At 62.3% G+C, this 24,796-nt stretch carries 23 protein-coding genes, 1 tRNA gene and 1 other RNA gene; 13 read left to right on the top strand and 12 right to left on the bottom strand.

Going from position 1 to position 24,796, the window contains the following annotated elements; genetic code table 11:
* The first annotated feature begins 84 nt into the window (after window positions 1-84).
* Window positions 85-597 carry a DUF3145 domain-containing protein gene (locus tag FHU29_RS16840; RefSeq protein WP_064439258.1) on the top strand — a complete coding sequence of 171 codons (513 nt, stop codon included), beginning with the start codon at window positions 85-87 and terminating at the stop codon, window positions 595-597.
* Between the two features lie 9 nt (window positions 598-606).
* Here the strand turns inward: FHU29_RS16840 and FHU29_RS16835 are convergent, their stop codons facing one another.
* The 6 genes from FHU29_RS16835 to aceE all read right to left on the bottom strand — a co-directional run bounded on the left by FHU29_RS16835 (window position 607) and on the right by aceE (window position 9,001).
* Window positions 607-2,061 (bottom strand): acyl-CoA carboxylase subunit beta, encoded by a 1,455-nt coding sequence (locus tag FHU29_RS16835; protein ID WP_064439257.1) that lies wholly within the window; start codon window positions 2,059-2,061, stop codon window positions 607-609.
* Window positions 2,062-2,191: 130 nt separating this feature from the next.
* Window positions 2,192-3,436: a KasA/KasB family beta-ketoacyl-ACP synthase gene (locus FHU29_RS16830; RefSeq protein WP_064439256.1), complete on the bottom strand. Its 1,245-nt coding sequence runs from the start codon at window positions 3,434-3,436 to the stop codon at window positions 2,192-2,194.
* Window positions 3,437-3,468: 32 nt separating this feature from the next.
* Entirely contained in the window at window positions 3,469-3,768 is a 300-nt protein-coding gene (acpM, locus tag FHU29_RS16825; RefSeq protein ID WP_013806025.1) for a meromycolate extension acyl carrier protein AcpM, read from the bottom strand.
* A gap of 69 nt (window positions 3,769-3,837) precedes the next feature.
* Window positions 3,838-4,767, bottom strand: coding sequence for an ACP S-malonyltransferase (locus tag FHU29_RS16820; protein ID WP_064439255.1), 930 nt, complete (start codon window positions 4,765-4,767; stop codon window positions 3,838-3,840).
* Between the two features lie 144 nt (window positions 4,768-4,911).
* Entirely contained in the window at window positions 4,912-6,150 is a 1,239-nt protein-coding gene (locus tag FHU29_RS16815) for a PucR family transcriptional regulator (protein ID WP_013806027.1), read from the bottom strand.
* 85 nt (window positions 6,151-6,235) lie between these two features.
* Complete coding sequence (gene aceE, locus FHU29_RS16810; RefSeq protein WP_157094939.1) at window positions 6,236-9,001, bottom strand: pyruvate dehydrogenase (acetyl-transferring), homodimeric type; 2,766 nt, start codon at window positions 8,999-9,001, stop codon at window positions 6,236-6,238.
* Between the two features lie 526 nt (window positions 9,002-9,527).
* Here aceE and FHU29_RS16805 point away from each other — a divergent pair.
* From FHU29_RS16805 to FHU29_RS16785, 5 genes are all read left to right on the top strand, one after another.
* The gene (locus FHU29_RS16805; protein WP_064439253.1) at window positions 9,528-9,947 is read left to right on the top strand and encodes a DUF3052 domain-containing protein; all 420 of its coding nucleotides are present in this window, start codon (window positions 9,528-9,530) and stop codon (window positions 9,945-9,947) included.
* Window positions 9,947-10,423: a peroxiredoxin gene (locus FHU29_RS16800; protein ID WP_064439252.1), complete on the top strand. Its 477-nt coding sequence runs from the start codon at window positions 9,947-9,949 to the stop codon at window positions 10,421-10,423. The genes FHU29_RS16805 and FHU29_RS16800 overlap by 1 nt, the downstream gene beginning before the upstream one ends.
* 18 nt (window positions 10,424-10,441) lie before the next feature.
* Window positions 10,442-10,513, top strand: a tRNA-Val gene (locus tag FHU29_RS16795).
* A gap of 145 nt (window positions 10,514-10,658) precedes the next feature.
* Window positions 10,659-12,131, top strand: coding sequence for a serine/threonine-protein kinase (locus FHU29_RS16790; protein ID WP_083962170.1), 1,473 nt, complete (start codon window positions 10,659-10,661; stop codon window positions 12,129-12,131).
* Window positions 12,132-12,351: 220 nt separating this feature from the next.
* The gene (locus FHU29_RS16785) at window positions 12,352-13,653 is read left to right on the top strand and encodes a DUF4185 domain-containing protein (RefSeq protein ID WP_064439251.1); all 1,302 of its coding nucleotides are present in this window, start codon (window positions 12,352-12,354) and stop codon (window positions 13,651-13,653) included.
* 23 nt (window positions 13,654-13,676) lie between these two features.
* On the opposite strand, the gene FHU29_RS16780 is transcribed toward FHU29_RS16785, so the two are convergent.
* Window positions 13,677-13,973 (bottom strand): DUF1905 domain-containing protein, encoded by a 297-nt coding sequence (locus FHU29_RS16780; RefSeq protein ID WP_064439250.1) that lies wholly within the window; start codon window positions 13,971-13,973, stop codon window positions 13,677-13,679.
* A gap of 273 nt (window positions 13,974-14,246) precedes the next feature.
* On the opposite strand from FHU29_RS16780, the gene FHU29_RS16775 reads away from it, so the two are divergent.
* The gene (locus FHU29_RS16775) at window positions 14,247-14,936 is read left to right on the top strand and encodes a mechanosensitive ion channel family protein (RefSeq protein WP_064439249.1); all 690 of its coding nucleotides are present in this window, start codon (window positions 14,247-14,249) and stop codon (window positions 14,934-14,936) included.
* Between the two features lie 51 nt (window positions 14,937-14,987).
* Here FHU29_RS16775 and FHU29_RS16770 read toward each other — a convergent pair whose 3' ends face one another.
* Both FHU29_RS16770 and FHU29_RS16765 read right to left on the bottom strand, forming a co-directional pair.
* Window positions 14,988-16,304 carry an FtsX-like permease family protein gene (locus tag FHU29_RS16770; protein ID WP_083962169.1) on the bottom strand — a complete coding sequence of 439 codons (1,317 nt, stop codon included), beginning with the start codon at window positions 16,302-16,304 and terminating at the stop codon, window positions 14,988-14,990.
* Window positions 16,301-17,002 carry an ABC transporter ATP-binding protein gene (locus FHU29_RS16765; protein WP_064439248.1) on the bottom strand — a complete coding sequence of 234 codons (702 nt, stop codon included), beginning with the start codon at window positions 17,000-17,002 and terminating at the stop codon, window positions 16,301-16,303. Before FHU29_RS16765 ends, FHU29_RS16770 begins: the two co-directional genes overlap by 4 nt.
* A 131-nt stretch (window positions 17,003-17,133) precedes the next feature.
* Between FHU29_RS16765 and FHU29_RS16760 the strand changes: the two genes are divergently transcribed.
* The gene (locus tag FHU29_RS16760) at window positions 17,134-18,102 is read left to right on the top strand and encodes a cobalamin biosynthesis protein (protein WP_064439247.1); all 969 of its coding nucleotides are present in this window, start codon (window positions 17,134-17,136) and stop codon (window positions 18,100-18,102) included.
* Here the strand turns inward: FHU29_RS16760 and FHU29_RS16755 are convergent.
* From FHU29_RS16755 to FHU29_RS16745, 3 genes are all read right to left on the bottom strand, one after another.
* Complete coding sequence (locus tag FHU29_RS16755; protein ID WP_064439246.1) at window positions 18,052-18,909, bottom strand: SURF1 family cytochrome oxidase biogenesis protein; 858 nt, start codon at window positions 18,907-18,909, stop codon at window positions 18,052-18,054. The genes FHU29_RS16760 and FHU29_RS16755 overlap by 51 nt on opposite strands.
* A gap of 63 nt (window positions 18,910-18,972) precedes the next feature.
* Window positions 18,973-19,428, bottom strand: coding sequence for a low molecular weight protein-tyrosine-phosphatase (locus FHU29_RS16750; protein ID WP_074390753.1), 456 nt, complete (start codon window positions 19,426-19,428; stop codon window positions 18,973-18,975).
* Window positions 19,429-19,440: 12 nt separating this feature from the next.
* Window positions 19,441-20,118, bottom strand: a complete 678-nt coding sequence (locus FHU29_RS16745) for an HAD-IA family hydrolase (protein WP_064439244.1) — start codon at window positions 20,116-20,118, stop codon at window positions 19,441-19,443.
* A 9-nt stretch (window positions 20,119-20,127) separates the two neighbouring features.
* On the opposite strand from FHU29_RS16745, the gene cobC reads away from it, so the two are divergent.
* The 5 genes from cobC (at window position 20,128) to rnpB (ending at window position 24,787) form a co-directional block, all read left to right on the top strand.
* Window positions 20,128-21,204, top strand: coding sequence for an Rv2231c family histidinol phosphate aminotransferase CobC (gene cobC / locus FHU29_RS16740; RefSeq protein ID WP_064439491.1), 1,077 nt, complete (start codon window positions 20,128-20,130; stop codon window positions 21,202-21,204).
* Window positions 21,201-22,361 carry a Nif3-like dinuclear metal center hexameric protein gene (locus FHU29_RS16735; RefSeq protein ID WP_423785881.1) on the top strand — a complete coding sequence of 387 codons (1,161 nt, stop codon included), beginning with the start codon at window positions 21,201-21,203 and terminating at the stop codon, window positions 22,359-22,361. The genes cobC and FHU29_RS16735 overlap by 4 nt, the downstream gene beginning before the upstream one ends.
* Before the next feature lie 73 nt (window positions 22,362-22,434).
* Window positions 22,435-23,163 carry a zinc ribbon domain-containing protein gene (locus FHU29_RS16730; RefSeq protein WP_064439243.1) on the top strand — a complete coding sequence of 243 codons (729 nt, stop codon included), beginning with the start codon at window positions 22,435-22,437 and terminating at the stop codon, window positions 23,161-23,163.
* Between the two features lie 18 nt (window positions 23,164-23,181).
* Window positions 23,182-24,291 (top strand): bifunctional RNase H/acid phosphatase, encoded by a 1,110-nt coding sequence (locus FHU29_RS16725; protein WP_064439489.1) that lies wholly within the window; start codon window positions 23,182-23,184, stop codon window positions 24,289-24,291.
* Between the two features lie 62 nt (window positions 24,292-24,353).
* An RNA gene (gene rnpB, locus FHU29_RS16720) (RNase P RNA component class A) lies at window positions 24,354-24,787 on the top strand.
* The last annotated feature ends 9 nt before the right edge of the window (window positions 24,788-24,796 follow it).

Here is a 24,796-nt window from a genome sequence, read left to right as displayed (position 1 = left end):
AGGGCGAGCGGGTACCACCGGCTGGACTGAGGACCGTTTGGGGAAGACGTTCCTCGTCTGTTCCAGATAACCGGAGGTGCTTAAGTGTCGGGTTTGTGTCAGGTATCTGACGCGACGACAGGTGTCGTGTACTTGCACGCATCACCTAACGCTGTCTGCGCGCATGTGGACTGGGTGGTTGCGGCGACGCTTGGTTGTCGCGCGCGCGTGCGCTGGTCACCGCAACCAGTGGCGGATGGCAATATGCGCGCCACGATCAACTGGGTGGGTCCCGTGGGGACCGGAGGGCGGCTGGCCAACGCGCTCGCCGCGTGGCCGGGGCTGCGTTTCGAGGTCACTGAAGACCCCAGCGAAGGTGTCGATGGCGAACGTTTCTGCCACACACCGGAACTCGGGCTCTGGCGCGGGACGATGAGCGCCAATGGTGACACCCTGATCGGTGAAATGCGGCTGAAGGCACTTCTGGCGGCACGCCCAGAAGATCTGGCGACTGTCCTGCACAACGAACTGGGGAGTGCGTGGGATGACGATCTGGAGCCGTACCGCGCGGTCGGGGAGGGAGCCGAGGTTACCTGGGTGACGCGACGCGTGGGCTGAGAGGCTCGATCACAGCGGAATATTCTTGTGGTTGCCCCGGCGGGCAGGAGCCTCGGCTATTGCCTGGGCGATCCGGCTGCGGGTTTCGCTGGGGTCGATGATTTCGTCCACGACGCCGATATCCATAGCCCGGCCGACACCACCGGCGATACGCTCGTGCTCGTCAGCGAGCCGTTCGTGCAGCGCTTCGCGCTCTTCGTCGGTCCCCGCGGCGGCAAGGGCGCGCTTGTGCAGGATGCCGACGGCCGCTTTCGCCCCCATGACAGCAACTTCGCTGTCCGGCCAGGCGAACACCTTCGTCGCACCAAGCGCACGGGAGTTCATTGCAATGTATGCGCCCCCGTACGCCTTCCGCACTACAAGGGTGACGCGAGGAACCACGGACTCCGCGAATGAATGAAGGAGTTTCGCGCCGCGGCGCACCACACCTTCCCACTCCTGGCTGACGCCAGGGAGGTAGCCCGGCACGTCGACCAGCACGACCATGGGGACGCCGAAAGCGTCGCACATGCGCACGAATCGGGAGGCTTTCTCCGCGCTCTCCGAGTTGAGACAGCCGCCCATACGTAGCGGGTTGTTCGCGAGTACACCGACCGTGCGGCCGGCCAGGCGACCAAAACCGACGACAATATTCGGTGCCCACTTGGCCTGCAACTCGATGAACGTCGACAACTCCGTTCCCTCGAGTCCGGTGTCCACGCTGTCGAGCAACTGCCGGATGACGGGATGAATGTCGTACGCGCGACGGTTCGATTCGGGGAGTAAAGCTTTGAGGTCAGAGTCCTCGTGCTTGGCAGCAGCGAGGTCGAATTCGCCCTGGTCGGCGAGCAGGGAAACGAGGCTGCGAGCCTGGGCCATCGCGTCAGTTTCGTCGGCCGCAGCTATGTGCGCGACACCCGACTTCCGCGTGTGAGTCTCGGGACCGCCGAGCGAAGCCATATCGACTTGCTCGCCCGTCACCGAACGGACAACGTCGGGTCCGGTGACGAAGACCCTGCTATCCGGGGCCATGATGACGACGTCCGTAAGGGCCGGGCCGTAAGCTGCGCCACCGGCTGCAGGTCCGAGGACCACGGAGATCTGGGGGACAGTGCCGGAAGCGCGCACCATTGCTTCGAAGACGCGTCCGACTGCGTGAAGCGCCTCAACCCCTTCGGCTAGGCGTGCACCGCCGGAGTGCCATAGCCCAACGACCGGCAGTTTTTCGGAAATTGCGGCGTCGATAGCCGAGACGATGTGGGCACAGCCGTCGATACCCATCGCGCCGCCCATGATCGTGCCGTCGGTGCAATAGGCAATTGCGCGGACACCATCGACGAGTCCCACTGCTGCGAGCACGCCGGAGTTGTCGCGGGGGTGAAGGAGGCTGACCGAACCCGGATCGAAGAACCGTTCTAGCCGGTCCAAAGGATCTCGAGGGTCCGGTGTCGTGTCGCGAGATGTCCTCGGCGCCAAGACGGTCATCGCTCCTCCAAATCCCAGTCCGTGCGAACTGCTCTATCGGTATATGTCTGGTGTGTCTCGTTATCTGTTACCGGTTGACCGCGCTTTGTGCCCCAAAGTGATGAAGCACAAAGCGCAGCTAAGCGTGCCGTCAGGGGCGGGCAAAGACGAGCGAGACGTTATGGCCGCCGAATCCGAACGAGTTCTTGATTGCGACATCGAACTGGCCGTGACGCGGTTCGCCCGCGACGACGTCGAGATCGATCTCGGAATCCAGGTTCTCGAGGTTGAGAGTCGGGGGGATTACCCCTTCTTTCAAGCTCAAGATGGTGATGATCGATTCCAGCGCACCCACCGCACCGATGGAGTGGCCGAGTGCTGACTTGGCGGCATATACAGCGGGATGCCTGCCAATAGCGGCGTTGATGGCGCGTGACTCGGCGATATCGCCGACGCTAGTCGCCGTCGCATGTGCGTTGACATGGCTTACCTCTGATGGAGTGACGCCAGCCGACGCCATTGCCTTTCTCATGGAACGTGCGGCGCCCGTGCCATCAGGTTCGGGAGCGACGATGTGGAACCCATCGGACGTGATTCCAGCGCCCAGCACACGACCAAGAATCGTAGCGCCGCGAGCCCGGGCGAAGTCCTCGCGTTCAAGAACGAGGATGGCTCCGGCCTCACCGAAAACGAAGCCGTCCCGGTCCTTGTCGAACGGCCGTGACGCGCCTTGCGGGTCATCATTGCGAGTGCTCATCGCACGCATCATCGAGAACCCGGCGATCGCCATGGGGTCCAGGAATGACTCGACCCCTCCGGCAACGACGACGTCCGCGTCACCGAGAACGATCATTCGCCAGGCCTGCGCGATAGCCTCGCTGCCCGAGGCGCATGCCGAGACCGGAGTGTGTACGCCAGCGCGCGCACCGATCTCGAGCCCCACCGTTGCGGCGGGGCCGTTGGGCATCATCATGGGTACGGCCATGGGAGAAACCTTGCGGGCACCTCCGTCCCGCAGTGCGAAGTTAGATCGCACCAAGGTATCGACACCGCCGATGCCGGTACCGATCACGACACCGAGGCGTTCCTTCTCAACTTCAGGTGCCCCGGCCTCGCTCCACGCTTTGCGGCCTTCGACAAGTGCGAGCTGCTCGACAAAGTCGTTGCGGCGCGCTTCCACCTTGGTGAGGGACTCCGAGGGCTGAACTTTGAGGCGCCCACCGATCCGGACGGGCATGCCGAGCTCTTCAAGCCACGGATCGGTGAGCGCTACAATTCCGCTCTCTCCCGCGAGCAAGCCTTTCCAGGTGCGCTCGATGTCACCGGCGATCGACGTGGTTGCCGACATAGCAGTGACAACGACACCGGGCCGATTTGGCCCGGTCTTAATGGACATCTCTGGGGAGGACGTAGCGGGATTAGTCACAGTCAGCTCTCGCTTGCACCCTTGAGAGCTTCAGTGTTGACACCCTCAACACCCTCAGCCTCGAGCTTCTGGATGTAATTGACGGCGTCGCCCACGGTACGGAGCGATGCGAGGTCCTCATCTGGGATCTTGATGCCGTACTTGTCTTCTGTCTGTACGGCGATCTCCACCATCGACAGGGAGTCGATATCAAGGTCGTCAACGAAGGACTTCTCGATCGTCACTTCACTCGGCTCGATGCCGGTGACTTCTTCGATGATCTCTGCGAGACCGGCGACGATATCTTCCTGGGTTGCGGCCATGGAGAATGGCTCCCTTCTTCTGTTCCCATACTTTGGGCTTTGAGGTGTGTGTTACTAGTGGTGCGGCTGTCAGGCAGCCTGCGGCGACAGCAAGCCGAGATTGGTGAGCTCGTCTGGCGTCTTCAGCGCGGTTTGCGGAACACCCCGCATCTCGCGCTTGGCGATACCAGTGAGAGTTCCCGCCGGGGGTAGTTCCGCGAGCCCTTCGACCGACAATTCGATCATTGTGGCTGTGCAGAGGTCCCAGCGAACTGGCCGCGTAATCTGCTCGACAATCTCGGTGAGAGCAGCACGGCCAGTGGTAACCGGCTTGCCGTCCGCGTTCGACAGAAGAATGCGCATCGGGTCATTGGTCGGGATCGATGCGGCTGCTTCTGCGACGGCGTCCCGTGCGGGTGCCATGAACCGTGTGTGGAAGGCTCCCGCGACCGCGAGAGACCGGAGCTTGGCCCGGGCTGGCGGTGCTGCGGCGAGTTCAGCGAGTGCGCTGAGCTTGCCTGCCGCGACAATCTGGCCCTTTGCGTTGCGGTTAGCCGCTTCGAGTCCCAGTTCGTCGAGCCGTGTAAGGACATCGTCCTCAGTGCCACCGAGCACAGCCGTCATCCCTGTCGGTTCAAGCGCGCACGCTTTGGCCATTTCACGCCCGCGCAACGCTGCGAGGGCAACGGCATCGTCGCTGGAGATCACTCCAGCGATCGCGGCCGCGGCGAGTTCGCCAACTGAGTGGCCAGCGGTGAGCTTGGCGAAGGCGGGATCCTCGGTTATCCCGAGCCGCTTGAGTTCTTCGAACGCGAGCAGCGCGGTGGCGACAACGAGAGGCTGGGTGACGGCGGTGTCAGTGATTTCATCCGCGTCGGCAGTGGTGCCTAAGCGGACGAGATCAAGCCCAGTGACCTTCGACCAGCGCGCAACGCGGTCATCGGCGCCCGGCTGCTCGAGCCACGGCGTGAGCATTCCCGGCGTCTGTGCGCCTTGTCCTGGAGCGAGTAGTGCGATCACGTGCTTAAGACAACACCCTATTCAGGGTTTTCTCAGGTGTTTTTGGGTACCAACCTTGACCGGCTGGTTTGTGGGGTTTCCACAAAAGGGGCCAAAAGACGAGGTCCATCGTCGGACCTGCCAGGAGCGTTACAGCAATCTACTTCACAGTGTTACTGAAGTGAGATCTGGAAACTGAAGTAACGGTTCTGCATCAGAGCGAATCAATCGCCCCACGGATTCGGCCACTCGGAGCACATGAGCATCCCGCGGACTCGAGGGATCTCGGCCCGTGATTTCGGTGATTTTCTTGAGGCGGTAGCGAACGGTGTTTGGATGAACGAACAATATTCGCGCGCACGCCTCGACAGCGCCACCGGTGTCCAGGTATACATCGAGCGTCTCGCCCAAGGCGTTTCCCGCCTTCGCGAGTGGAATCACAATCTGCGCATTCAGGGCTCGCACTGCAGCTGGGTCACCGAGGAGAGCGCGTTCTGGGAGAAGGTCCGCCGCGAGCACCGGACGGGGGGCTGATCTCCAGCCAGGCGCAGCGCGCAGGCCGCTCAACGCCTCCCGTGCGCTGGTATGTGCGGTCGCAAGAGTTTTGGCGGTCGGCCCAATTACGACGTGCTGGTCAGAAAAAGCTACGAGCAGATCGGTCATGAAGGAGCTTCGAGGGTCGAGTTCACCGTTGACAATCGCGACCAGTGTTGAGCCCTGCACCACCGACAGGGCCGAGCGGTGGTGCTTCCCCGCAGCGTTGTGAACGTTGCTCACAGCGGACACGCCACTCCCAGGGGGCGGAGTGCCGACGATCACCGTAGCTGGCGTATTGGCGTCCCAATTGAGCGTGGCGGCCCGGGAAAGCATCGCGGAGTCGGAATCACCGCGAACGACAGCATCGACCACCAGAGCCTCGAGCCGGGTATCCCACGCACCACGCGACTCGGCAGCCGAGGCATAAACCGCGGCAGCTGCGAACCCGATCTCCACCCGGTATCGCAGCACCGCTTCGGTGAGGGCTGCCAATTGCTGCTCATTGCGCGTCATCAGCGGCAGCCATCGCTCGAAGAACTCCATAGCAACCCGCACCATCTCGACCGTCTGACGCAAGGTGACCCTGCGTGCGAGGTCATGCGGCACTACGCGGAATGAGTCGACGGTCTTCCAGATGTCACGGTCGGGATCTTTCAGCCAGTCCACAAAGTTCGACACAGCGCTCTGAACCAGCAGGTGCACCGTTGCACGCTGGTCAGCGTCGAGGTCGGCGAAGAACGGCAGTTGTTCCTGCATGGAGTTGACCGCCTCAGTGGAGAGGCGGCCGGAGTACTGCTTCACCCGGCGCAGGAGTGCGTCCGACAAGGGGTTGGCGTCATTACGTCCGCTTTGTGGCCTGCCGGTCATACGCTCCTCATCACGTGCGGCCCAGATTTATGGCCGCTGTCACACCCGCCGTCTCACGGTGACAGTACCGCGACGATGGGTGGGATCAAGCGACGCCCGGATCCGAGGTCTGCTCCGGCGCTGCCGAGACGTCATCGATGCGATATTCCTGAGCCGCCTTGGCAGCGACGTCTCGATCGATGGTCCCTTCATCGGCGAGTGCATTGAGGACCCCGACGACGATCGATTCCGAATCGATGTTGAAGTACCGGCGAGCTGCTGGGCGGGTATCCGAGAAGCCGAAACCGTCAGCGCCGAGAGTCACGTAGTGGCCAGGCACCCAGGTGCGGATCTGGTCAGGGACCGAGCTTTCCCAGTCGGATACAGCGACGAAGGGACCTTCAGACTTCTTCAGCGCCTTGGTGACGTGAGCTTCACGCTTCTTGCCCGATGGGTCACGAAGAGCTTCGTCCTCGCACCGGCGGCCATCGCGACGCAATTCTGTCCACGACGTCACCGACCAGACATCAGCCGCCACATCCCATTCCTTGGCGAGGATCTCCTGTGCGCGCAGCGCCCATGGGACGGCCACCCCGGAGACGAGGATGCTGGCCTTATGTTTGCCCTTGCCGGCCTTGGCGTATCGGTACAAGCCTCGGAGAAGACTGTCGACATCGAGATCTTTCGGCTCGGTCGGCTGCGAGTAAGGCTCGTTGTAGATCGTGATGTAGTAGAAAATGTTCTCCGGATCCGGCCCGTACATACGCCGGAGCCCGTCCTTGACGATGTGCGCGATCTCGAACGCGAACGCCGGGTCGTACGCCACGCACGCCGGGTTGGTCCCAGCCAGGGTGTGCGAGTGTCCGTCCGCGTGCTGCAGCCCCTCACCAGTCAGTGTGGTGCGGCCGGCGGTGGCGCCCAGCACAAAGCCGCGGGCCATCTGATCGGCGGCAGCCCAGAAGCTGTCGCCGGTGCGCTGGAACCCGAACATTGAGTAGAAAATATAGATCGGGATCATCGGCTCGTCGTGCGTCGAATACGACGTGCCCGCTGCGATGAACGAACCAGTGGAGCCCGCTTCGTTGATGCCCTCGTGAAGGATCTGCCCGATTTCGGACTCCTTGTACGCGAGCATCAGTTCCGCATCGACAGAGGTGTAAAGCTGGCCGTGGCGGTTGTAGATCTTGAGCGACGGGAACCACGAGTCCATACCGAACGTGCGGGCCTCGTCGGGAATGATCGGTACGATTCGCTTCCCGATTTCCTTATCTCGCAACAATTCCTTGAACAGGCGGACTACCGCCATCGTCGTCGCGATTTCCTGCTTGCCGGACCCCTTGCGAACCGCGGCATACGCCTTGTCGCCAGGGAGTTCAAGAACTGTTGCCTTGTTGCGGCGCTGGGGCAGGAAGCCACCGAGCTGCTTGCGGCGTTCGAGCATGTACTCGATTTCGGGAGCGTCCTCGCCGGGGTGGTAGTACGGCGGCAAGTACGGATCATTCTCAAGCTGCTCGTCCGTGATCGGGATGCGCTGACGATCCCTGAACTGCTTGAGGTCGTCGAGCGCGAGCTTCTTCATCTGGTGCGTCGCGTTGCGGCCTTCGAAATGAGTGCCGAGCTGGTAGCCCTTGATCGTGTGGGCGAGGATCACGGTCGGCTGGCCCTTGTGGCTCGTCGCAGCCTTGTAAGCAGCGTAAACCTTGCGATAGTCGTGACCGCCCCGCTTGAGGTTCCAGATGTCGGAGTCGCTCAGATTGTTGACGAGTTCCTTTGTGCGCGGATCGCGGCCGAAGAAGTGCTCGCGGACGTAGGAGCCGTCGTTGGCCTTATATGTCTGGAAGTCGCCGTCTGGCGTGGTATTCATCAGATTGACCAGCGCGCCGTCCTTGTCGGCGTAGAACAGCGAGTCCCACTCGCGGCCCCAGATCACCTTGATGACGTTCCAGCCCGCGCCGCGGAAGAACGACTCCAGTTCCTGGATGATCTTGCCGTTGCCGCGGACTGGCCCGTCCAGGCGCTGGAGGTTGCAGTTGATGACGAATGTGAGGTTGTCGAGCCCTTCCATCGCCGCGATGTGGACCAGACCGCGCGACTCTGGCTCGTCCATTTCGCCATCGCCAAGGAACGCCCATACGTGCTGATCGGAGGTGTCTTTCAGGCCGCGGTCACGCAGGTAATGGTTGAAGCGCGCCTGGTAGATCGCGTTCATGGGGCCGAGGCCCATCGACACCGTTGGAAATTCCCAGAACTCCGGCATCAGGCGCGGGTGCGGATAGGAGGGAAGCCCTCCACCTTCGCCTGCATGGCTGTGCTCCTGGCGGAAGCCGTCGAGCTGGTCGGTTGTCAGGCGGCCCTCGAGAAACGCGCGTGCGTAGATGCCAGGTGAGGCGTGGCCCTGGATGAAGATCGAGTCCCCACCGCCCGGGTGGGATTTTCCGCGGAAGAAGTGGTTGAAGCCAACCTCGTACAACGCAGCAGAGGACGCATATGTCGAGATGTGACCACCCACGCCGACGCCGGGCCGTTGTGCCCGGTGGACCATGATGGCGGCGTTCCAGCGGATCCAGGCGCGGTAGCGCCGCTCCACTTCTTCATCACCGGGGAACCAGGGTTCACGCTCGGTGGGGATGGTGTTCACATAGTCGGTAGACGTCAGTGCGGGAAGCGCGACGCGCCGCTCGTTAGCCCGCTCGAGAAGCCGCAGTAGCAGGTATCTGCCGCGTTCCGAAGTCGAGTGAGACAGCATGGCGTCGAACGATTCGAGCCATTCTGATGTTTCCTCGGGGTCGATATCGGGCAGATACGAGGTGATGCCTTCGCGAATTACGCGAACACGGTCTCGGTCTTTTCGGGGCGATGTCTCGTTGGGCACGTCGGCACTCCTTGTGGGCGTGGTCAAAGGACCTGGTTGGGTCCATCGGCGACGGGGCGGGTGATCCAGACCGTGGTTGTACAAGGCATGGACATTCCTAATTGTCGCCTAGATTACTTTCCGGCGCACCAATGAGGTAGGTCAAATAGTGAGTTTCGATGTCCCACATCATGGACAAGATCGGGAAATGCGGATCGCGGGCATAAAGCGCGACGACAGGCAAACCAAGGGGGTAGGGTGGCGCTCGTGAACAGGCGTGAACGGGTCGCCGTCGCTTCGGCGCCGGGCGGCGCACACTTCTGTGGTCTTACCGCGCGCGGCGGCTTTTGCGACGCTTCACAGAATTTCCCGTCGCGAATTGGTGCGTCTACGCTGCAGTCGACGCGACAGTCAACCACTAGCAGCGCACGCCATACTGTCGTGGCCGCTGAAAAATCCTTGAAACTTTTGCCGTCCGGGGGATGCAATCTCCGGCCGCAAGGGTGATCATCAAAGCAGGAACCCGCGAACAGGAGGAACGAAGAACGTGGCCGGGACGGATGCTCGGACATACGCAGAGCGACTGGGCATAACCAACGGAATGGTTGTTCAGGAACTCGGCTGGGACGAAGACGTTAGCGACGACATACGCGATTCAGTTGAGGAAGGATGCGGTGACGATCTCCTCGACGAAGATACCGATGAGGTTGTCGACGTGGTTCTCCTGTGGTGGCGGGATGGAGATGGAGACCTCGTTGACGCGCTGATGGACGCGATTGCGCCGCTTTCGGACGATGGATGTATTTGGGTGCTGTCACCCAAAACCGGTACTCCCGGGCACGTCGAACCCAGCGAGATCGCCGAGTCAGCACCTACTGCTGGACTTACCCAGACTCTGACCGTGAACCTCGGGGCCTGGATGGGCGCACGGCTTGTTCAGCCGCGAGCGCGAGTCGGGAAGCGCTGATGGCCTTAGACGTCGGAGCGGAAGCTCCCGACTTCACTCTGCGGGATCAGAACAACCAGCAAGTTGCACTGTCGGACTTCCGGAACACCAAGAACGTACTTCTGGTGTTCTTCCCGCTTGCCTTCACAGGTACCTGCCAGGGTGAGCTCGGACAGATCAGAGACAACCTTCCGGCCTTCCAGAACTCATCGGCCGAGGTTCTCGCGATCTCTGTGAGCGCGCCCCCCGTGCACAAAATCTGGTCTGCGGGTCAGGGCTACTTGTTTTCGGTGCTATCGGACTTTTGGCCGCACGGCGAGGTGTCTCGGGCGTACGGAGTTCTCAATGAGACCAACGGAATGCCCAACAGGGGAACCTTCGTCATCGACGTCAACGGCATCATCCGTTTCGCCGAAGTTGGGCCCCCCGGAGTGCCTCGTGACCAGTCAGCTTGGGAGAAAGCACTCGACGCGCTACCCTCTTCAAGCAGCGCCTGAACTACAGGTGCTGATGACGGGCGTATAGCTCAGTGGTAGAGCGCTGGTCTTACACACCAGTGGTCGGGGGTTCAAATCCCTCTGCGCCCACTCCTGTCTTTTTGTGCGCGGTATTCGTGCTGATGTGCCGGTGACGTTGGCCATGCTTTGGTTGTCGCACGCGCATCGCGCAGTACACTCGGCGGAGCGCACGGCAAGTAGCGCGTGTATTAGTTGTTTCTGCAGACAGTACGGGGTGGATGCGATCGAAACCGGTCAGTTGGTCGCTGGGCATTACCGCCTAGTCGAGCGGATTGGCAGCGGCGGAGCCGGGGTCGTTTGGCGAGCCGTCGACGAGCGCCTCGAGCGCTCGGTCGCCGTCAAGCAGATCCCTATTCAGCCGAGTCTTCCGGATAGCGAACGCGAAGTGATACGTCAGCGCGCAATCCGTGAGGCGCGCAACGCGGCCCGGTTCCATCATCCGAACGCAATCGTTGTTTACGACATCACCGAGCACGAGGGTCACCCGTGCCTTGTGATGGAGTATTTCGAGTCGCGCAGTCTCGCTGAGGTCCTCAAAGCGCGCGCCGCGCTCCCTCTTGCTCAAGCAGTCAGCATGGGGGAACAGGTGTCAGGCGCGCTCATCGCTGCGCACGACGCGGGAATCGTTCACCGTGACATCAAGCCTGGCAACATTCTGCTCGATGACTTCGGCACCGCCAAGATCACCGACTTCGGGATTTCCAGGGCGGTCGGCGACATTAATCTGACGGCTACCGGCCTTGTTTCAGGGACGGCCGCATACCTTCCCCCGGAGGTCGCGCAAGGAGCAGATCCGACACCAGCCTCCGACGTATTCAGCCTAGGGGCAACGTTGCTCCATGCCGTCGACGGTGAACCTCCCTACGGAAACAACCAAAACTCACTCGCGTTGCTGTACGCAGCAGCCAATGGTCAGGTGCGCGAGCCGCGCCACGCCGGGCCGGCAACGGACCTACTGCGTCACCTGCTCAGTGTGAACCCCAGCGACCGGCCGTCCATGAGTCAGGCGCATGCAGTGCTGGGCAGGCTGACTGACTCCGGCGTAAGTGCCGCCGCGACAACCGCGCTGCCTGCGAGCACTGGCCGACGGAGAACCGCTCACTCTCGGACCCTTCATTCCTCTGCGCCGCCGCCCCCTGCGCCCACGCGAAGCGCGGCCGCATTAGCGTCGGCAGCGCCTTCGCCCGCGCAGTACGGCCAGAACAATCGAAAGCCGGTCCTCTATGCAGGATCGGCCGCGGTCGTGGTGCTGGCGATTCTGGCGCTGGTCATCGTGGTCACGAACCTGCCGCCTCCGGGGGACACAGATACGGGAACCGGAGGTCCCGGCGTGTCAGAGACGATCGTCGCGGACGCCGGACAGACAGCGAGCTCGGGCACTCAGGTCGATTGGGGGCAGGGCGGGCAGCTAGTCCAGCAGTTTTATAGCAATCCCGCTGGCTCATGGTCACTCCTGACTCCCGCGGCGCAGGACGTCTTCGGCTCGCAACAGGCCTTCCAGGACTACTGGTCTGAGCGTGTTATTCAAAGCTTCGGTCAGATCGAGGCAATCAAGCGGGCCAACAACGACGATGGATCAGTCGATATGCAGGTCAACAATCTGACCTACGACGGGCAGACGAAGCAGGTAACTGTGCGCGTGGTCGACGTCGGTGGACGTCTGCTGATCGATGGTGACCCAAGGTGACTCAGGCGGGAACGACGTGTAGTTCGTACCCGAATCGCACATTCAACAACATGTCTTACCCGCAGTGGTGGCGCCCGTGACTATCGGTTCGTAATCCAGTTGCATTGTCGCTGAGACGTTTTGCGGCCTGGGTTGATACTCGTCACACGTAGCGTTCCGGGTACCGCGAGTGTGGTGAATCTTTCCAGCTCGCGAATTGCCGTCCGACCATGGAGCTTGTATGAGCCTGGGCCGAAACGCTGCTTCTGTCACCACAACTGTGGCCGTGACGCTGGGTGGCGTCCTGGTAGCCAGTGGATTTGCGGGTGCGCAACCATGTGCCGACGGCGCGGGCGCGCCGGGAGGAGGCTCCGGAGGGTTCGGCGGAATCAGTCACTCCGGTGCGGACCAGCAGGGGCCACTGCCCGAGATGCCGGAAGAGAACCCGACACAATCTGTGTCCTGGATGACCGGCGCGAACAGCCCTAACGACACGTTCTCCCGCTTCGGCATTACTGGGACGGACCTGGGAATCATGTGGGACAACGGTGGTTCCGGTGACGATCAGCAGCTTCTGGTTGCCTTCGGTGACACGGTCGGTGACTGCAGGCAGCCGGGCGGTGAGTGGCGCAGCAACGCGCTGTTACGAAGCGTTGACACGGACCTGTCTGACGGCGTGGACTTACTCGTCCCTCGGCACACAGATAGCCTAGTGGCGGCCTCGGTAGCACCCGAGGGGCAGGACTTCGCGCGTCAGATCATCGAAGGTCTCGGCTTTTCTGGCGTGGAAGTGACAATAATTCCCACGGCCGCCGTCGCCATCGATGGTAAGCAGTACATCAATTACATGTCCGTGCGGGAATGGGGCGACCACGGTGAGTGGCGCACGAATTTCTCAGCCATCGCTGTATCTGAAGATAACGGTCACACCTGGGAAACCGCACTGTCCACGATCCGGCTGAGCAGTGATGTCAGTTTTGAGGGCGTGCCCCAGTTCGCCCCTGGGCATGAAAACTTCCAGATGCATGCGTACGTGAAGAGCGGTGAATACCTGTATGGCTTTGGTACACCGCCGGGCCGCTTTGGCGCAGCACATCTGTCACGAGTAGCGGTGGGCGACATCCTCGACCTGAACGCCTACGAATACTGGAATGGAGTTTCCTGGGAAGCGGAAGCGGCTCAAACAGAACCAGTTATTCCGGCGCCGGTGAGCGAGCTTTCTGTGCAATGGAACGAGTACCTCGGGAAGTTTATTGCGATGTACGCTGACGAGCCGGCTGGCACGATTGTTCTGCGCACTGCGGAAAGCCCCGAAGGTCCGTGGAGTGACGCGTCCATACTGATCGACAGCAGCGACATCAGCGGCCTGTATGCGCCCTACATTCACCCGTGGTCCAGTGGGAACACGCTGTACTTTGCGATCTCCCGCTGGAGCGACTACAACGTCCTGCTGATGAGGACAGACCTTGATGAACTAGGGGAGCGAGCTGCACTCATCGCGGATGATGGCATGGACATTCTGACTCACGTCTCGCTCCACTAGCACGCGTGGCTGTCCTTCCCGGCCTAGCTGAGGCGTTCGGTGAGGTGTACGACGACCACTGTTCCGGCTTCTTTTCCGATTGCTTTTCGCACGCTCGCTTTGACTGGAAGCTTGTGAGTCCCGTCACCAAGCGCCATGAAACTGCTCTCGAAGGGGTGCCCGTCTATGGTGCCGCGGACACGCACGCGACCGCGTGTCCCGAAGAACTCCGCTGACCCGGGCATCACAACGTACGTCCAGCCGCCCGCTGCGGGGCTTTTCGTGAGTGGGGCGGTGAACTGCCTGTTCAGCGCTGTAGGTGAACTCGTCGAGTGGCCCATCCTGTGCTCCTTTCCCTCAGTCTATAGACCCGGCGGGCTGGCCAAATTAATTTCCAAGGCTCAGTAATTCTGTATTATTAACGCGGCGTTGAAATTATGGCAGCGAATGTGGGAATTCTTTTAGCCCCGTTAAATAATGCACGTATTCGTGTATCTATATCGGTTGTGTAAAGTGGCCACCCACAGAATCTTCTGTAAGACTGGCGACGCAAGATCACGGCACCGACGATCGATTCCTGCGCTCATGGCGCGGGTACAGAGAAGGAGAAAACCGTGGAAGATGCGCTGAGAGACCTATGGTCTTCCATCGCAACATTCGCGCCGAAGTTCGCAGCTTTCCTCGCCATCCTGATTATTGGATGGATTGTTGTGAAACTACTCGCGAAGGGCGTGAAGAAGCTTCTCGAGCGAATCGGATTCGATGGCTTCGTAAACCGGGGCGCACTGAGCCAGGCGTTCGAGCGGAGCACCTACTCGCCCAGTGGGATCGTGCATAAACTTGTGTACTACTCACTGTTGCTCATTGTGCTGCAAATGGCATTCGGGGTCTTCGGGCCTAATCCGATCAGCAGCCTCATCAGCGATATCATCGCCTTCTTGCCGAAGCTATTCGTTGCGCTTGTCATCGTTGTTGTTGCTGCAGCAATTGCGTCTGCAGTGCGCGACCTGCTTGGCAACGGTCTATCCGGCCTCTCGTACGGCAAGCTTCTCGCAAACATCGCGAGCATCGTAATTCTGGCGCTCGGGGTCATTGCCGCACTGAACCAGGTCGGTGTCGCTGTCACTGTCACCATGCCGGTGCTGATCGCCGTACTCGCCACTGCTGGCGGGATCCTCGTCGTCGGTGTCGGCGGCGGTCTGATCAAGCCGATGCAGAGCCGGTGGGAGCGGTACCTCACCGACGCAGAGGCAGAGACTCAGAAGCTGCGGACCAACAAGACGACGCAGACGCCCACGCTGTAGCGGGCTGCGACGGCTAGACGCGGGGGAGCCGACACCGGCTCCCCCGCGTTTTCAGGTTTTCATCACTGACCGCAGCACCGGTTTGGATGCGTAAACCGCGGTGATGACGAGGCCGCAGCCCAAGGCGATCAGGGCAGCGAGTTGCAGAAGCGCCAAAGGGCTCGTCAAGAGCACCATCCCGGTGACGGGGAAGAGGAAGCCCAAAGCAAATCCGGCACCTACCAGCGACATCACTGCGACGGGTGTTCGGACTTGACGGATGCGTGCGGCATTCATGACCCCGAATGGTGTACCTGCCAGGCTCAGGTTTCGGTACAGCTCGCGATTGTCCAGGATCGACGCGATCTGGGTCAGTACCGCCGAGATTGCAGCGAGACCGAACGTCACTGCAAGAGTGAACGCGACACCAAGTCGCATATCCGTCATGAGCTGGACCTGTGACGGGTCATCCGAGCCTGTACCCAACGCGGTCAGTAGGGCGGTCCCCGCAGCGACAAAGCTCGCCACAGTGACTCCGCCGACGCTCCGCCACACCTGCTTCGGGTCGTCGAGAATTCGCCTCGCCGCGATCAGCGACTCAGCGTTGTGCGCTCGAGCGACCAGCAGGCGACCCACCACTGCGACGGCGAACGGACCGATCAGGTTGACGAGCAGGAACACAATGACAAGGCCAGCCAACATCCCGCCAATACCGATCGCCGCGGGATTGATTTGCGACCACACCGCCACGACAACGACAGCTCCCGCCGCGAACGCCCACTTCGGGGTGGGCGGGGCATGTCGCTGCGCAACGCCCAGCGGGCTGATCGCCAACGACCGTAACCCCACGAGTGCAGACACCACCGCGAGGAGGACCACGCCCATGGCGGTGACGATCACGATCGGGGCGCCCACCCACAGCTCACTGATCGCGAAGGAGTTGCCCTGGAAGGGCAGTTGCGCCACGAGTGGAAGACACAGCACGTACACCCCTGTGCCGATCACGGCGCCAATAAAGCCCTGAACTGCAGCTTCCACGGAAGATAGGGCAACCACCTGCGCCGGTGTTGCGCCGGTGAGGCGCAGCGCTGCCAGCCGCATATCCCGCCTGCGTGCGCCCAGTCGAGCGGCAGCGAGCCCGAGAGTGAAGCACGGGATGATGATCAGGATCGACGCGATTGCGGCGAGAATCTGGTACATGCCCGCCTCAGGATGAGAGTCGCGGGCAGTAAACGCGTTGTAGCCGCCGAATACGGTCAGGGCGAGTGCTGTGGATGATGCGAAGGCAACGATCGGCAGAGCCCAAGTGCTGACAGTTCGCAGTCCTTCGGCCCGTGTCGTCATTGCGCCGATCCTGCCGACCGTTCTTGCTTGCACGATGAGGCTCACCAGGTTTCTCCCTTCGCGGTTGCGTTACTGAGTTGCCCTTCACGCACATGGACTGTGGAGTCGCAGAACTGCGCCACTTCGGGGTCGTGAGTCACGACAACTAGCGCGGCACCTGTATGTCGGCTCGCGTCGCGAAGAAGCGTCATCACCTCATGGCTGGTGTGCGCATCCAGCGCGCCGGTGGGTTCATCCGCGAACAGCACCGCGGGCCGCGTGACCAGCGCGCGCGCGATCGCGACACGCTGCGCCTGGCCACCAGACATCTCACCTGGGCGGCGGTTCTCGAGCCCAGCGAGCCCAAGCGGAGAGAAGTACCCGGCAGCCTGCTGCTTGGCTGCTTCAACTTTCGCGCCACCGAGGATGAGGGGGAGTGCCACGTTTTCAATTGCTGGAAGCTCTGGCAGCAGTTGCCCTGACTGAAAGACGAAGCCGAAGGACGATCGGCGAAGTGCGGTGCGTTCTGCTTCTTTGATTCCCTGAATTGCCCGGCCACTGAAAAGAACCTCGCCTGAGTCAGGTTGCAGAATCCCGCTGAGGATGTGGAGCAGCGTGGATTTGCCCGAGCCTGACGGGCCCATGATCGCGATCGCACTGCCTGGGTAAACGTCGAGTGAGGCGTTCCGCAGGACCGGTGCCGAACCGAATTGCTTGACAATGTTGCGGGCCGTGAGAACGGGAGACTTAGGTGTTGTCTGCATACAGTCGATAGTCACTGAGCAGGACAAAAGCCACATCGGCTCACAGTTCGATTCGCGGCGCCGGGGCATCAGACCCTGGTATGACGGCTCTGAACGCAGCCTGTTTCAGGGCTGGTAGAACTGTCGGAGTGATGCGACGGGACGAGATGGTAGTGCGGGCGGCCGGAATCGCGCTCGGGTACTGGGCGGACCGGATATTCGCGGACCCGCACCGATATCACCCAGTCGCCGGTTTTGGGCAGGTCGCCGCGCGGCTGGAACGGCTCATCTATCGGGACGACCGGGTCGTCGGAGTCTTCTATGCCGCGGCTCTGGCTGGAGGTTCTTACGTCGCAGCAGGCTGGGCTGACCGGCGGCTGACGCACAACCCGGCGCGTATCGCTGCGCTAGCACTGGTAACTTGGGCGACCCTCGGCGGGACCTCCCTGGACCGCGTGGGTGAGGACATGGCGCGGCGCCTCGATGCGGGCGACCTGACCGGCGCGCGAAACCTTCTGCCCTCGCTGTGCGGTCGTGACCCGCAACTCCTCGATGCTGACGGTTTGGCCCGAGCCGCCGTGGAGTCGGTCGCGGAGAACACCTCCGACGCTGCCATCGGGCCGGTGGTGTACGCGTTGCTGCTCGGCTCCCCAGGGGCGGTGGCGTACCGCGCGATCAATACTCTCGACGCGATGGTCGGCTACAAATCGCCCCGCTACCTCCTATTCGGCTGGGCTGCCGCGCGGCTCGACGATCTCGCCAATCTCCTCCCCGCGCGTGTTTCTGGCACGGCGACCGTCGCCGCGGCATGGTCGGCAGGAGGAGATCCGAGAGCGGCGATAAGGGTCTGGCGCCGCGATGCACGCTCGCACCCAAGTCCCAACGCCGGCGTGGCCGAGTCCGCGATGGCGGGTGCGCTTGGGATACAGCTGGGAGGCGTGACACCGTATCGGCATGGGACCGAAGTCCGGCCATTGCTCGGATCGGGCCCCGCGCCGTCGGTGAAGGACCTGCGCCGTGCTGTGCAGCTATCCCGCCGTGTGCAGACCGTAACTGTCGTGGCGGCCGTTTCAGCGGCGCTTGCCGTAGCGGCTGGCGAGTTTTTCTTCCGGCGTTCGTGATGTCGTTTGTTCGGCCTCGGCGTACACCAGGGGTCCAGAGTCCGGATCAGCGGTTCCAGGCTCGTTGCCGCGGCTGGTTTTTCGTTCACGCAGTTCCGCTCGCACGAAGTACAGCAGGCCCAGGGGCGCCATTATCCCGAACGCGATCCACTGCAGCCCGTAGGACAGGAACGGGCCTCGATCGAGTTGCGGCAGCCCGATCAGGCCGAGGCCGCCGGGCTGTTCGGGTGCGAGCTGGATGTAGTAGCCAGGGAGCGAGATGCCTGCGAGTGCCCCTATTTCGCCCGGATTGATGCTGTAGACCTGGGTTGTCCCGTCCGAGACGATGGGCTCGCGTCCCAGGGCAGCCTCTGGCATCCGGACGCGTCCTTCAAGGGTGTGCTGTCCCGTCGGTGCCGGTGCGAACTCGGGCACGTCAGTGCCCTGCTCGGTATGCACGAACCCTCTGTTGATCAGAACCTCGCTGCCGTCGTCTAGCCGAAATGGCGTCAGGACTTCGAATGAGGGCGTGCCCTCGATGGAGCGCAGGCGCGCGACGACTTCATGTTCAGGCAGATAGGTGCCTGACAGGGTGACGCGGCGCCACTCGTCCTCACGATCGGGCGCGGCCCCTGGACTGGCGAGTTCGCCTACAGGAACTGGCTCTGCCTCGACGGACCGCTCGATCAGGTTGTTGCGGTGTTCGGTTGCCGTGTTCTTGCCTAGCTGCCAAGGCGCGAGGATCGAAAAACACAGGTAAGCGAATACCCCGACGACAGCGACGAGCGCCAGCCATCCGGGCCGGAACAGGAAACTGAATCGTCGCACGTCACCACCGTAACCGGTATAGGTGATCCGGCTGAAATGCCCAGCGCGTGGAGGTTGCGTGCATCACATGTTTTCGCGGATCCACGCCACCAGCCCTGGAAGCGCCGCCTCGATCTGCTGCCGGACTTCCTCAAAGTCGGACATGTCCCCGTAGTAGGGGTCCGCGACGTCTTCCCCTTCAGCATCGGGTTCGAAGCTGCGCAGCAAACGCAGTCTGTCGGGGTCCGCCCCACGTTTACGGAGTTCCTTAGCGTGACCGCGGTCCAGGGCGACGATCAGATCTGCCGACAGATGGTCGCCGTTGACCTGTTCAGCACGGTGCGTCGTGCTGTATCCATGCCTGCGGAGCGTGGCGACGGTGCGGTGGTCGGCGGGATCGCCCACGTGCCACCCACCCGTTCCGGCGCTTGAGACGCGGACGTGGTCAGCGAGTCCCTCACGCTCGATGACATCAGCGACGATGCGTTCCGCCATAGGGGATCGGCAGATGTTTCCAGTACAGACAAAAGTGATGTGCACGGGTAAACGCTCCTAGCTTGCGGGCAGCAGAAGTTCGCGGAGTTCAGCAGCGGAATCAACCGTCCACTGTGCCTCACAGTGTTCGGACGCTGGCCCGTACCCCCATGTCACTGCTGCAGTCGGGATGCCGAATGTCTTGGCGCCTGTGATGTCATGGACGCGGTCACCCACCATGACGACGTCGTCACCGAGCGATTGACCGTTCGCGGTCACACCGAGATTCTCCAGTGTGTGGCGGATGACGTCTGCTTTACGTCTGCGCGTGCCGTCGTCACTGGCACCCCCGATGAAATCAAAATGCTTGCCAATATCGAAGTGCTCCAGCATGCGGCGAGCGTACTTCTCTGCTTTTGAGGTGCTCAGCGCGATGCGGGCGCCGGTCTGATCCAGCTCAGCGAGCAGATTCTGCATTCCGTCAAACAACGTTGCCTCGGACCAGCCGACGCTGTCATAGCGCTCATGATAGGCGGCGAGTGCAGCATCGATAGCGGGCTTCCGCAGACCCAGACCGGTGAGAGTGTCAATCATCGGTGGGCCGACGACATCGAGAACATTCATCCCCGCTGGCGGCTCCTTGCCGATGCGTTCAAGCGCGGACAGGAAGCTCGTCATCACACCAGGCGCAGAATCAGTGAGTGTTCCATCTAGGTCGAAAAGCACAACGGGACGCAACAATTGAACAGACGACATGCCACCATGATGCCTGGTGAGGGAGCCGGTAGTCTCACGCTTGTGAGTGCAGACCGGCAGCTGTGGGATTCGTTACGGCACCACGGCGACGTAGATGCGAGCGACGGCCTGCTCGATTTCGCGGTCAATGTGCATGGGACCGCGCCTCCCGACTGGCTGCAGCGGCGGCTCGCCTCAAGGCTCAGCGATCTGGCGCGTTACCCAACCGCGGCCGAGGATCTAGCGGTGCGAGAATCTGTCGCGCGACGGCACGGGCGAAACCCTGACGAGGTCCTCCTCCTTTCGGGTGCAGCGGAGGGGTTTTCGCTGCTCGCGCACCTCAGCCCTCGCTGCGCGGCCGTGGTCCACCCTTCATTTACCGAACCCGAATTCGCCCTGCGTCAGGCTGGAATCGCCGTGCAGCAGGTCGTGGTTCCCCCGCCATTCCGGCTGGCTGACGCCACGGTGCCGGACCACGCTGATCTCGTGGTTCTCGGAAACCCCACCAACCCCACATCTGTGCTGCATCCACGCGCTGACATACACGCGTTGCGAAGGCCAGGCCGGGTTATCGTCGTCGACGAGGCGTTTTCAGACGTGGTGCCTGGCGAACCTGAAACACTGGCGGGAATCTCATTGCCGGATGTTCTTGTCCTGCGCAGTCTCACCAAGACGTGGGCTATCGCGGGCTTGCGGTGTGGCTACCTGCTCGGCAGCCCTGCGCTTCTTGCTGAGTTAACGCGACGGCGCCCCCACTGGCCGGTCGGCACGCTGCAGCTCGAGGCTATTCGCGCTTGCTGTACGCCGGAAGCGCTCGCCGCGGCAGAGGTGATCATGCAGCGAATAGGGGAGGACCGCAAGTACCTCATCGCGGCGCTGCGCCAGTTTGAAAGCCAGGGTGTGGGCATAGTGGAACCAGCTGACGCGTCATTTCTGCTTCTCCATGTCAGCGGCCGCCCTGACCTGCGTCACCGGCTCAAGGAGCGCGGGATTGCGGTGCGACGGTGTGACACATTCCCGGGGCTGTCAGACGACTATGTCAGAGTTGCCGTGAGAGAGCGCGAGGCGGCTGATGCGCTTCTCGCCGCGATCAGGGAGGTGCTGTGAGCGAGGACAACGGTGGAAAAGCTGAGGCCCGACGAGTATCTGTCGGAAACATCACCCAGTGTCTCGACGTTGCTTACCCGCCAGCCCTCGCGGAGCCGTGGGACTCCGTGGGACTTGTCTGCGGGGATCCGGATGATGCCGTCACGCGTGTCATGTTCACCGTCGACGCAACCGCCGCAGTCGTCGAGGAGGCACTCGAGTGGGGTGCGGACCTGCTCGTCGCGCACCATCCACTACTTCTGCGTGGCGTCGACACGGTAGGCGCGCACACTCCCAAAGGTGCCCTCATTCATCGGCTCACCCGAAGAGGATGTGCACTGTTCACCGCACATACGAACGCGGACTCTGCCGATCCGGGAGTCTCGGACGCGCTCGCGGATGCTCTCGGCCTCACGGTGCAAGGCCCGCTCTCCAGTAAGAACGACAGCCCCGCCGACAAGTGGATCGTCTACGTCCCCCAGCCTGATGCCCACGCTGTTTCGCGCGCGATGTTCGCCGCAGGCGCCGGACAGATCGGTGAATATACCGAATGCGGCTGGTCTGTCACAGGCACTGGCCAGTTCCGGCCCGGAGCTGATGCGAACCCGACGATCGGGTCCCTGGGGGAGCTCGAATTGGTCACCGAGGACCGCGTCGAAATGGTGGCGCCACGAAGCCTCCGAGCTGTCGTCCTCTCGGCGCTGCGGGAAGCCCACCCCTATGAAGAACCGGCTTTCGACGTGATCGAACTGGCCGCGATGCCGACCGCGCAAGGGCTGGGCCGCGTGGCTGCATTGCCGGAGCCCGAAACCTTCGAAGCGTTTACGCAGCGGGTCGCGGCGCGGCTTCCCCGAACGTCCTGGGGAGTACGGGCAGCGGGTGACCCGCATCGGATGGTTGAGCGAGTCGCAGTGTGCGGCGGCGCGGGTGATTCGTTCCTGGCCCTGGCCGCAAAACTTGGCGTCGACGCGTACGTCACGTCGGACCTGCGGCACCACCCCGCCGATGAGCATCTGCGGGCCGGGGGTCCAGCACTCGTCGACGTCGCACACTGGGCAAGCGAATTCCCCTGGTGCGGGCAGGCGCGCAGCGTTGTCCAGGATGCGTTCGGTGCTCGAGGGGTCGCGACGAGGATCAGCGAAGTCCGAACAGACCCCTGGACGATTGCCCAGCCGTGATCCGGTGGGTGTGCGGGCGCGGTAGGGTGGATCGTTCAGCGGATAGTCATAAATTGTTAGTGGGGGCATAAACGTGGATGTTGACGTGAAAGTTCAGCAAAAGCTCCTTGACCTTGCCGATGTCGACGCTGAACTCTTGCGCATCCGGCATCGTCGCATCAATCTCCCAGAAGACAAGGAGATCGAGCGGCTGAAGAAAGAGCGCCAGGCCCGAAAAGATGACGCAGTGGCAGCCGAGATCGCGCTCGACGACCTTGATAGGGACATCAAACGCCTCGAGCGTGAGGTCGATCAGGTGCGCCAGCGGGAGCAGCGCGACAACGCCCTCATGCAGTCTGGGTCCGTAGCCGCGAAACAGCTATCCGAGTTGCAGCATGAACTTGGCACCCTCGGTCGTCGCCGCTCGCTGCTCGAAGACGAACTGCTCGACATCATGGAGCAGCGCGAAGCGGCTGAGGAGAACTACAAGCACGCCGGTGCACGGCTCTCGCACGCGGAGGAGGAACTCGACGCCGCGGGAAGTAAACGCGGGGATGCGACGGCGGATCTCGACGTCGCGGAGAAGCGGTGCGACACAGATCGCGAGAAGCTCGCACAGCTCTTTCCCGAAGAACTCCTTAGCTTGTATGAGAATGAACGACGTTCGCACAGTGTCGGCGCTGGCAGACTCCAAGGCAGCCGCTGCGGCGCGTGCCGTATCGAGCTTGACCGCGGGGAGCTCGAACGAATTAAGGCCACCCCGCCGGAACGCGTGGTCCAATGCCCCGAATGCGGCGCGATCCTTGTTCGCGCGGGCCGATAAGGCACGGTGACTGGAGCGTTGACGACGCCGAATGCGAAGAAGCGCGTGATCATCGAAGCGGATGGTGGGTCGCGAGGGAACCCGGGGCCAGCAGGCTACGGAGCGGTTGTTCTCGACCCTGAGGACCGCACCGTTCTGGCGGAACGCAAACAAGCGATTGGGATCGCCACCAATAACGTCGCTGAATACAGCGGCCTTATCGCCGGCCTCGAGGCGGCCACCGAAGTGGGTGCGCATGAAGTGGAGGTCCGCATGGACTCAAAGCTGGTCGTCGAGCAGATGTCAGGCCGGTGGAAGGTCAAGCATCCGGACATGATTCCGCTGGCACGTCGTGCGGCTGAGCTTGCGCAAGCGTTCAGCCATGTTGAGTACCGCTGGGTCCCCAGGGCAGACAACGCGCACGCTGACCGTTTGGCCAATGAGGCGATGGACGCCGCCAATGAGAACGGTGAGCAACCTCCAACGGAAACGGAGAAAATGGCACCCGGCTGGACGGGAGCTGTTGGCAAACCAACTCGGCTGCTGCTCCTGCGCCACGGGCAGACACAACTTTCCATCGAGCGGCGCTACTCCGGCAGGGGCGACCATGCGCTCACACCAGAAGGACACCGTCAAGCGCGATTCGCCGCCGAAAGGCTCGCTCGTCAGCGCGGACGAATCGCCGCTGTCATCTCGTCGCCGTTGACGAGAGCGCAGCAGACAGCCCGCGCCGTGGCAGACGGCCTCGACGTGGATGTTCACGTGCGGGACGGTTTCATCGAGACGGACTTCGGGGAGTGGGAAGGCCTCACCTTCGCCGAGGCAGCTGAGCGTGACCCGGAGCTATTTCAGCGCTGGCTGACCGACACCTCGGTTGCACCGCCTGGCGGTGAGCCATTTGACGAGGTCCACCGGCGCATCCAGAAGGCCAAAGATGAGCTTGTCGCCGATTACAGCGGCGCCAACGTGATTGTGGTAACCCACGTCACCCCAATCAAGACGCTGCTGCGGATTGCCCTCGACGTGGGTCCCGCACTTCTGTTCAGGCTGCATCTCGATCTCGCGTCGCTGAGCATCGCGGAGTTCTACCCGGACGGCGGGGCCGCGGTCCGGCTGGTCAACGACACAAGCCACACGCACACGCATTGACGCGCCGCGCGGGTGGTACCGGGCGTTCACTTTGCTGCACCCCCGGATATCCTTGGGGTGGACGAGTCAGCCAGGCGGCCGCGTCACAGAGAACCAGCGCCATCGTGGCGGCAGGCTCTGTGCCGAGGAAAGTCCGGACTCCATAGAGCAGGGCGGTTGCTAACAGCAACCCGGGGTGACCCGCGGGACAGTGCCACAGAAAACAAACCGCCGACACCTGTGCACGCACAGTGCCGGTAAGGGTGAAACGGTGCGGTAAGAGCGCACCAGCAGTCTGGGTGACCAGGCTGGCTTGGTAAACCCCGCCCGGAGCAAGGCTGAAGGTCGCACCGCGTTGGTGCGACTGCGCGGGTGTTCGAGGGCTGCTCGCCCGAGCCCGCGGGTGAGCCGCATGAGGTACCCGGCGACGGTGTGCCCAGATGGATGGTCGCCGCTCCTCTCTCGTCGTAAGACAGGGACGAGGGGCACAGAATCCGGCTTACGGCTGGCTCGTCCTTTACCCTCA

Source organism: Hoyosella altamirensis, from assembly GCF_014191505.1.
Classification (GTDB): domain Bacteria; phylum Actinomycetota; class Actinomycetes; order Mycobacteriales; family Mycobacteriaceae; genus Hoyosella; species Hoyosella altamirensis.
This window is presented reverse-complemented; position numbering and strand designations above follow the sequence as displayed.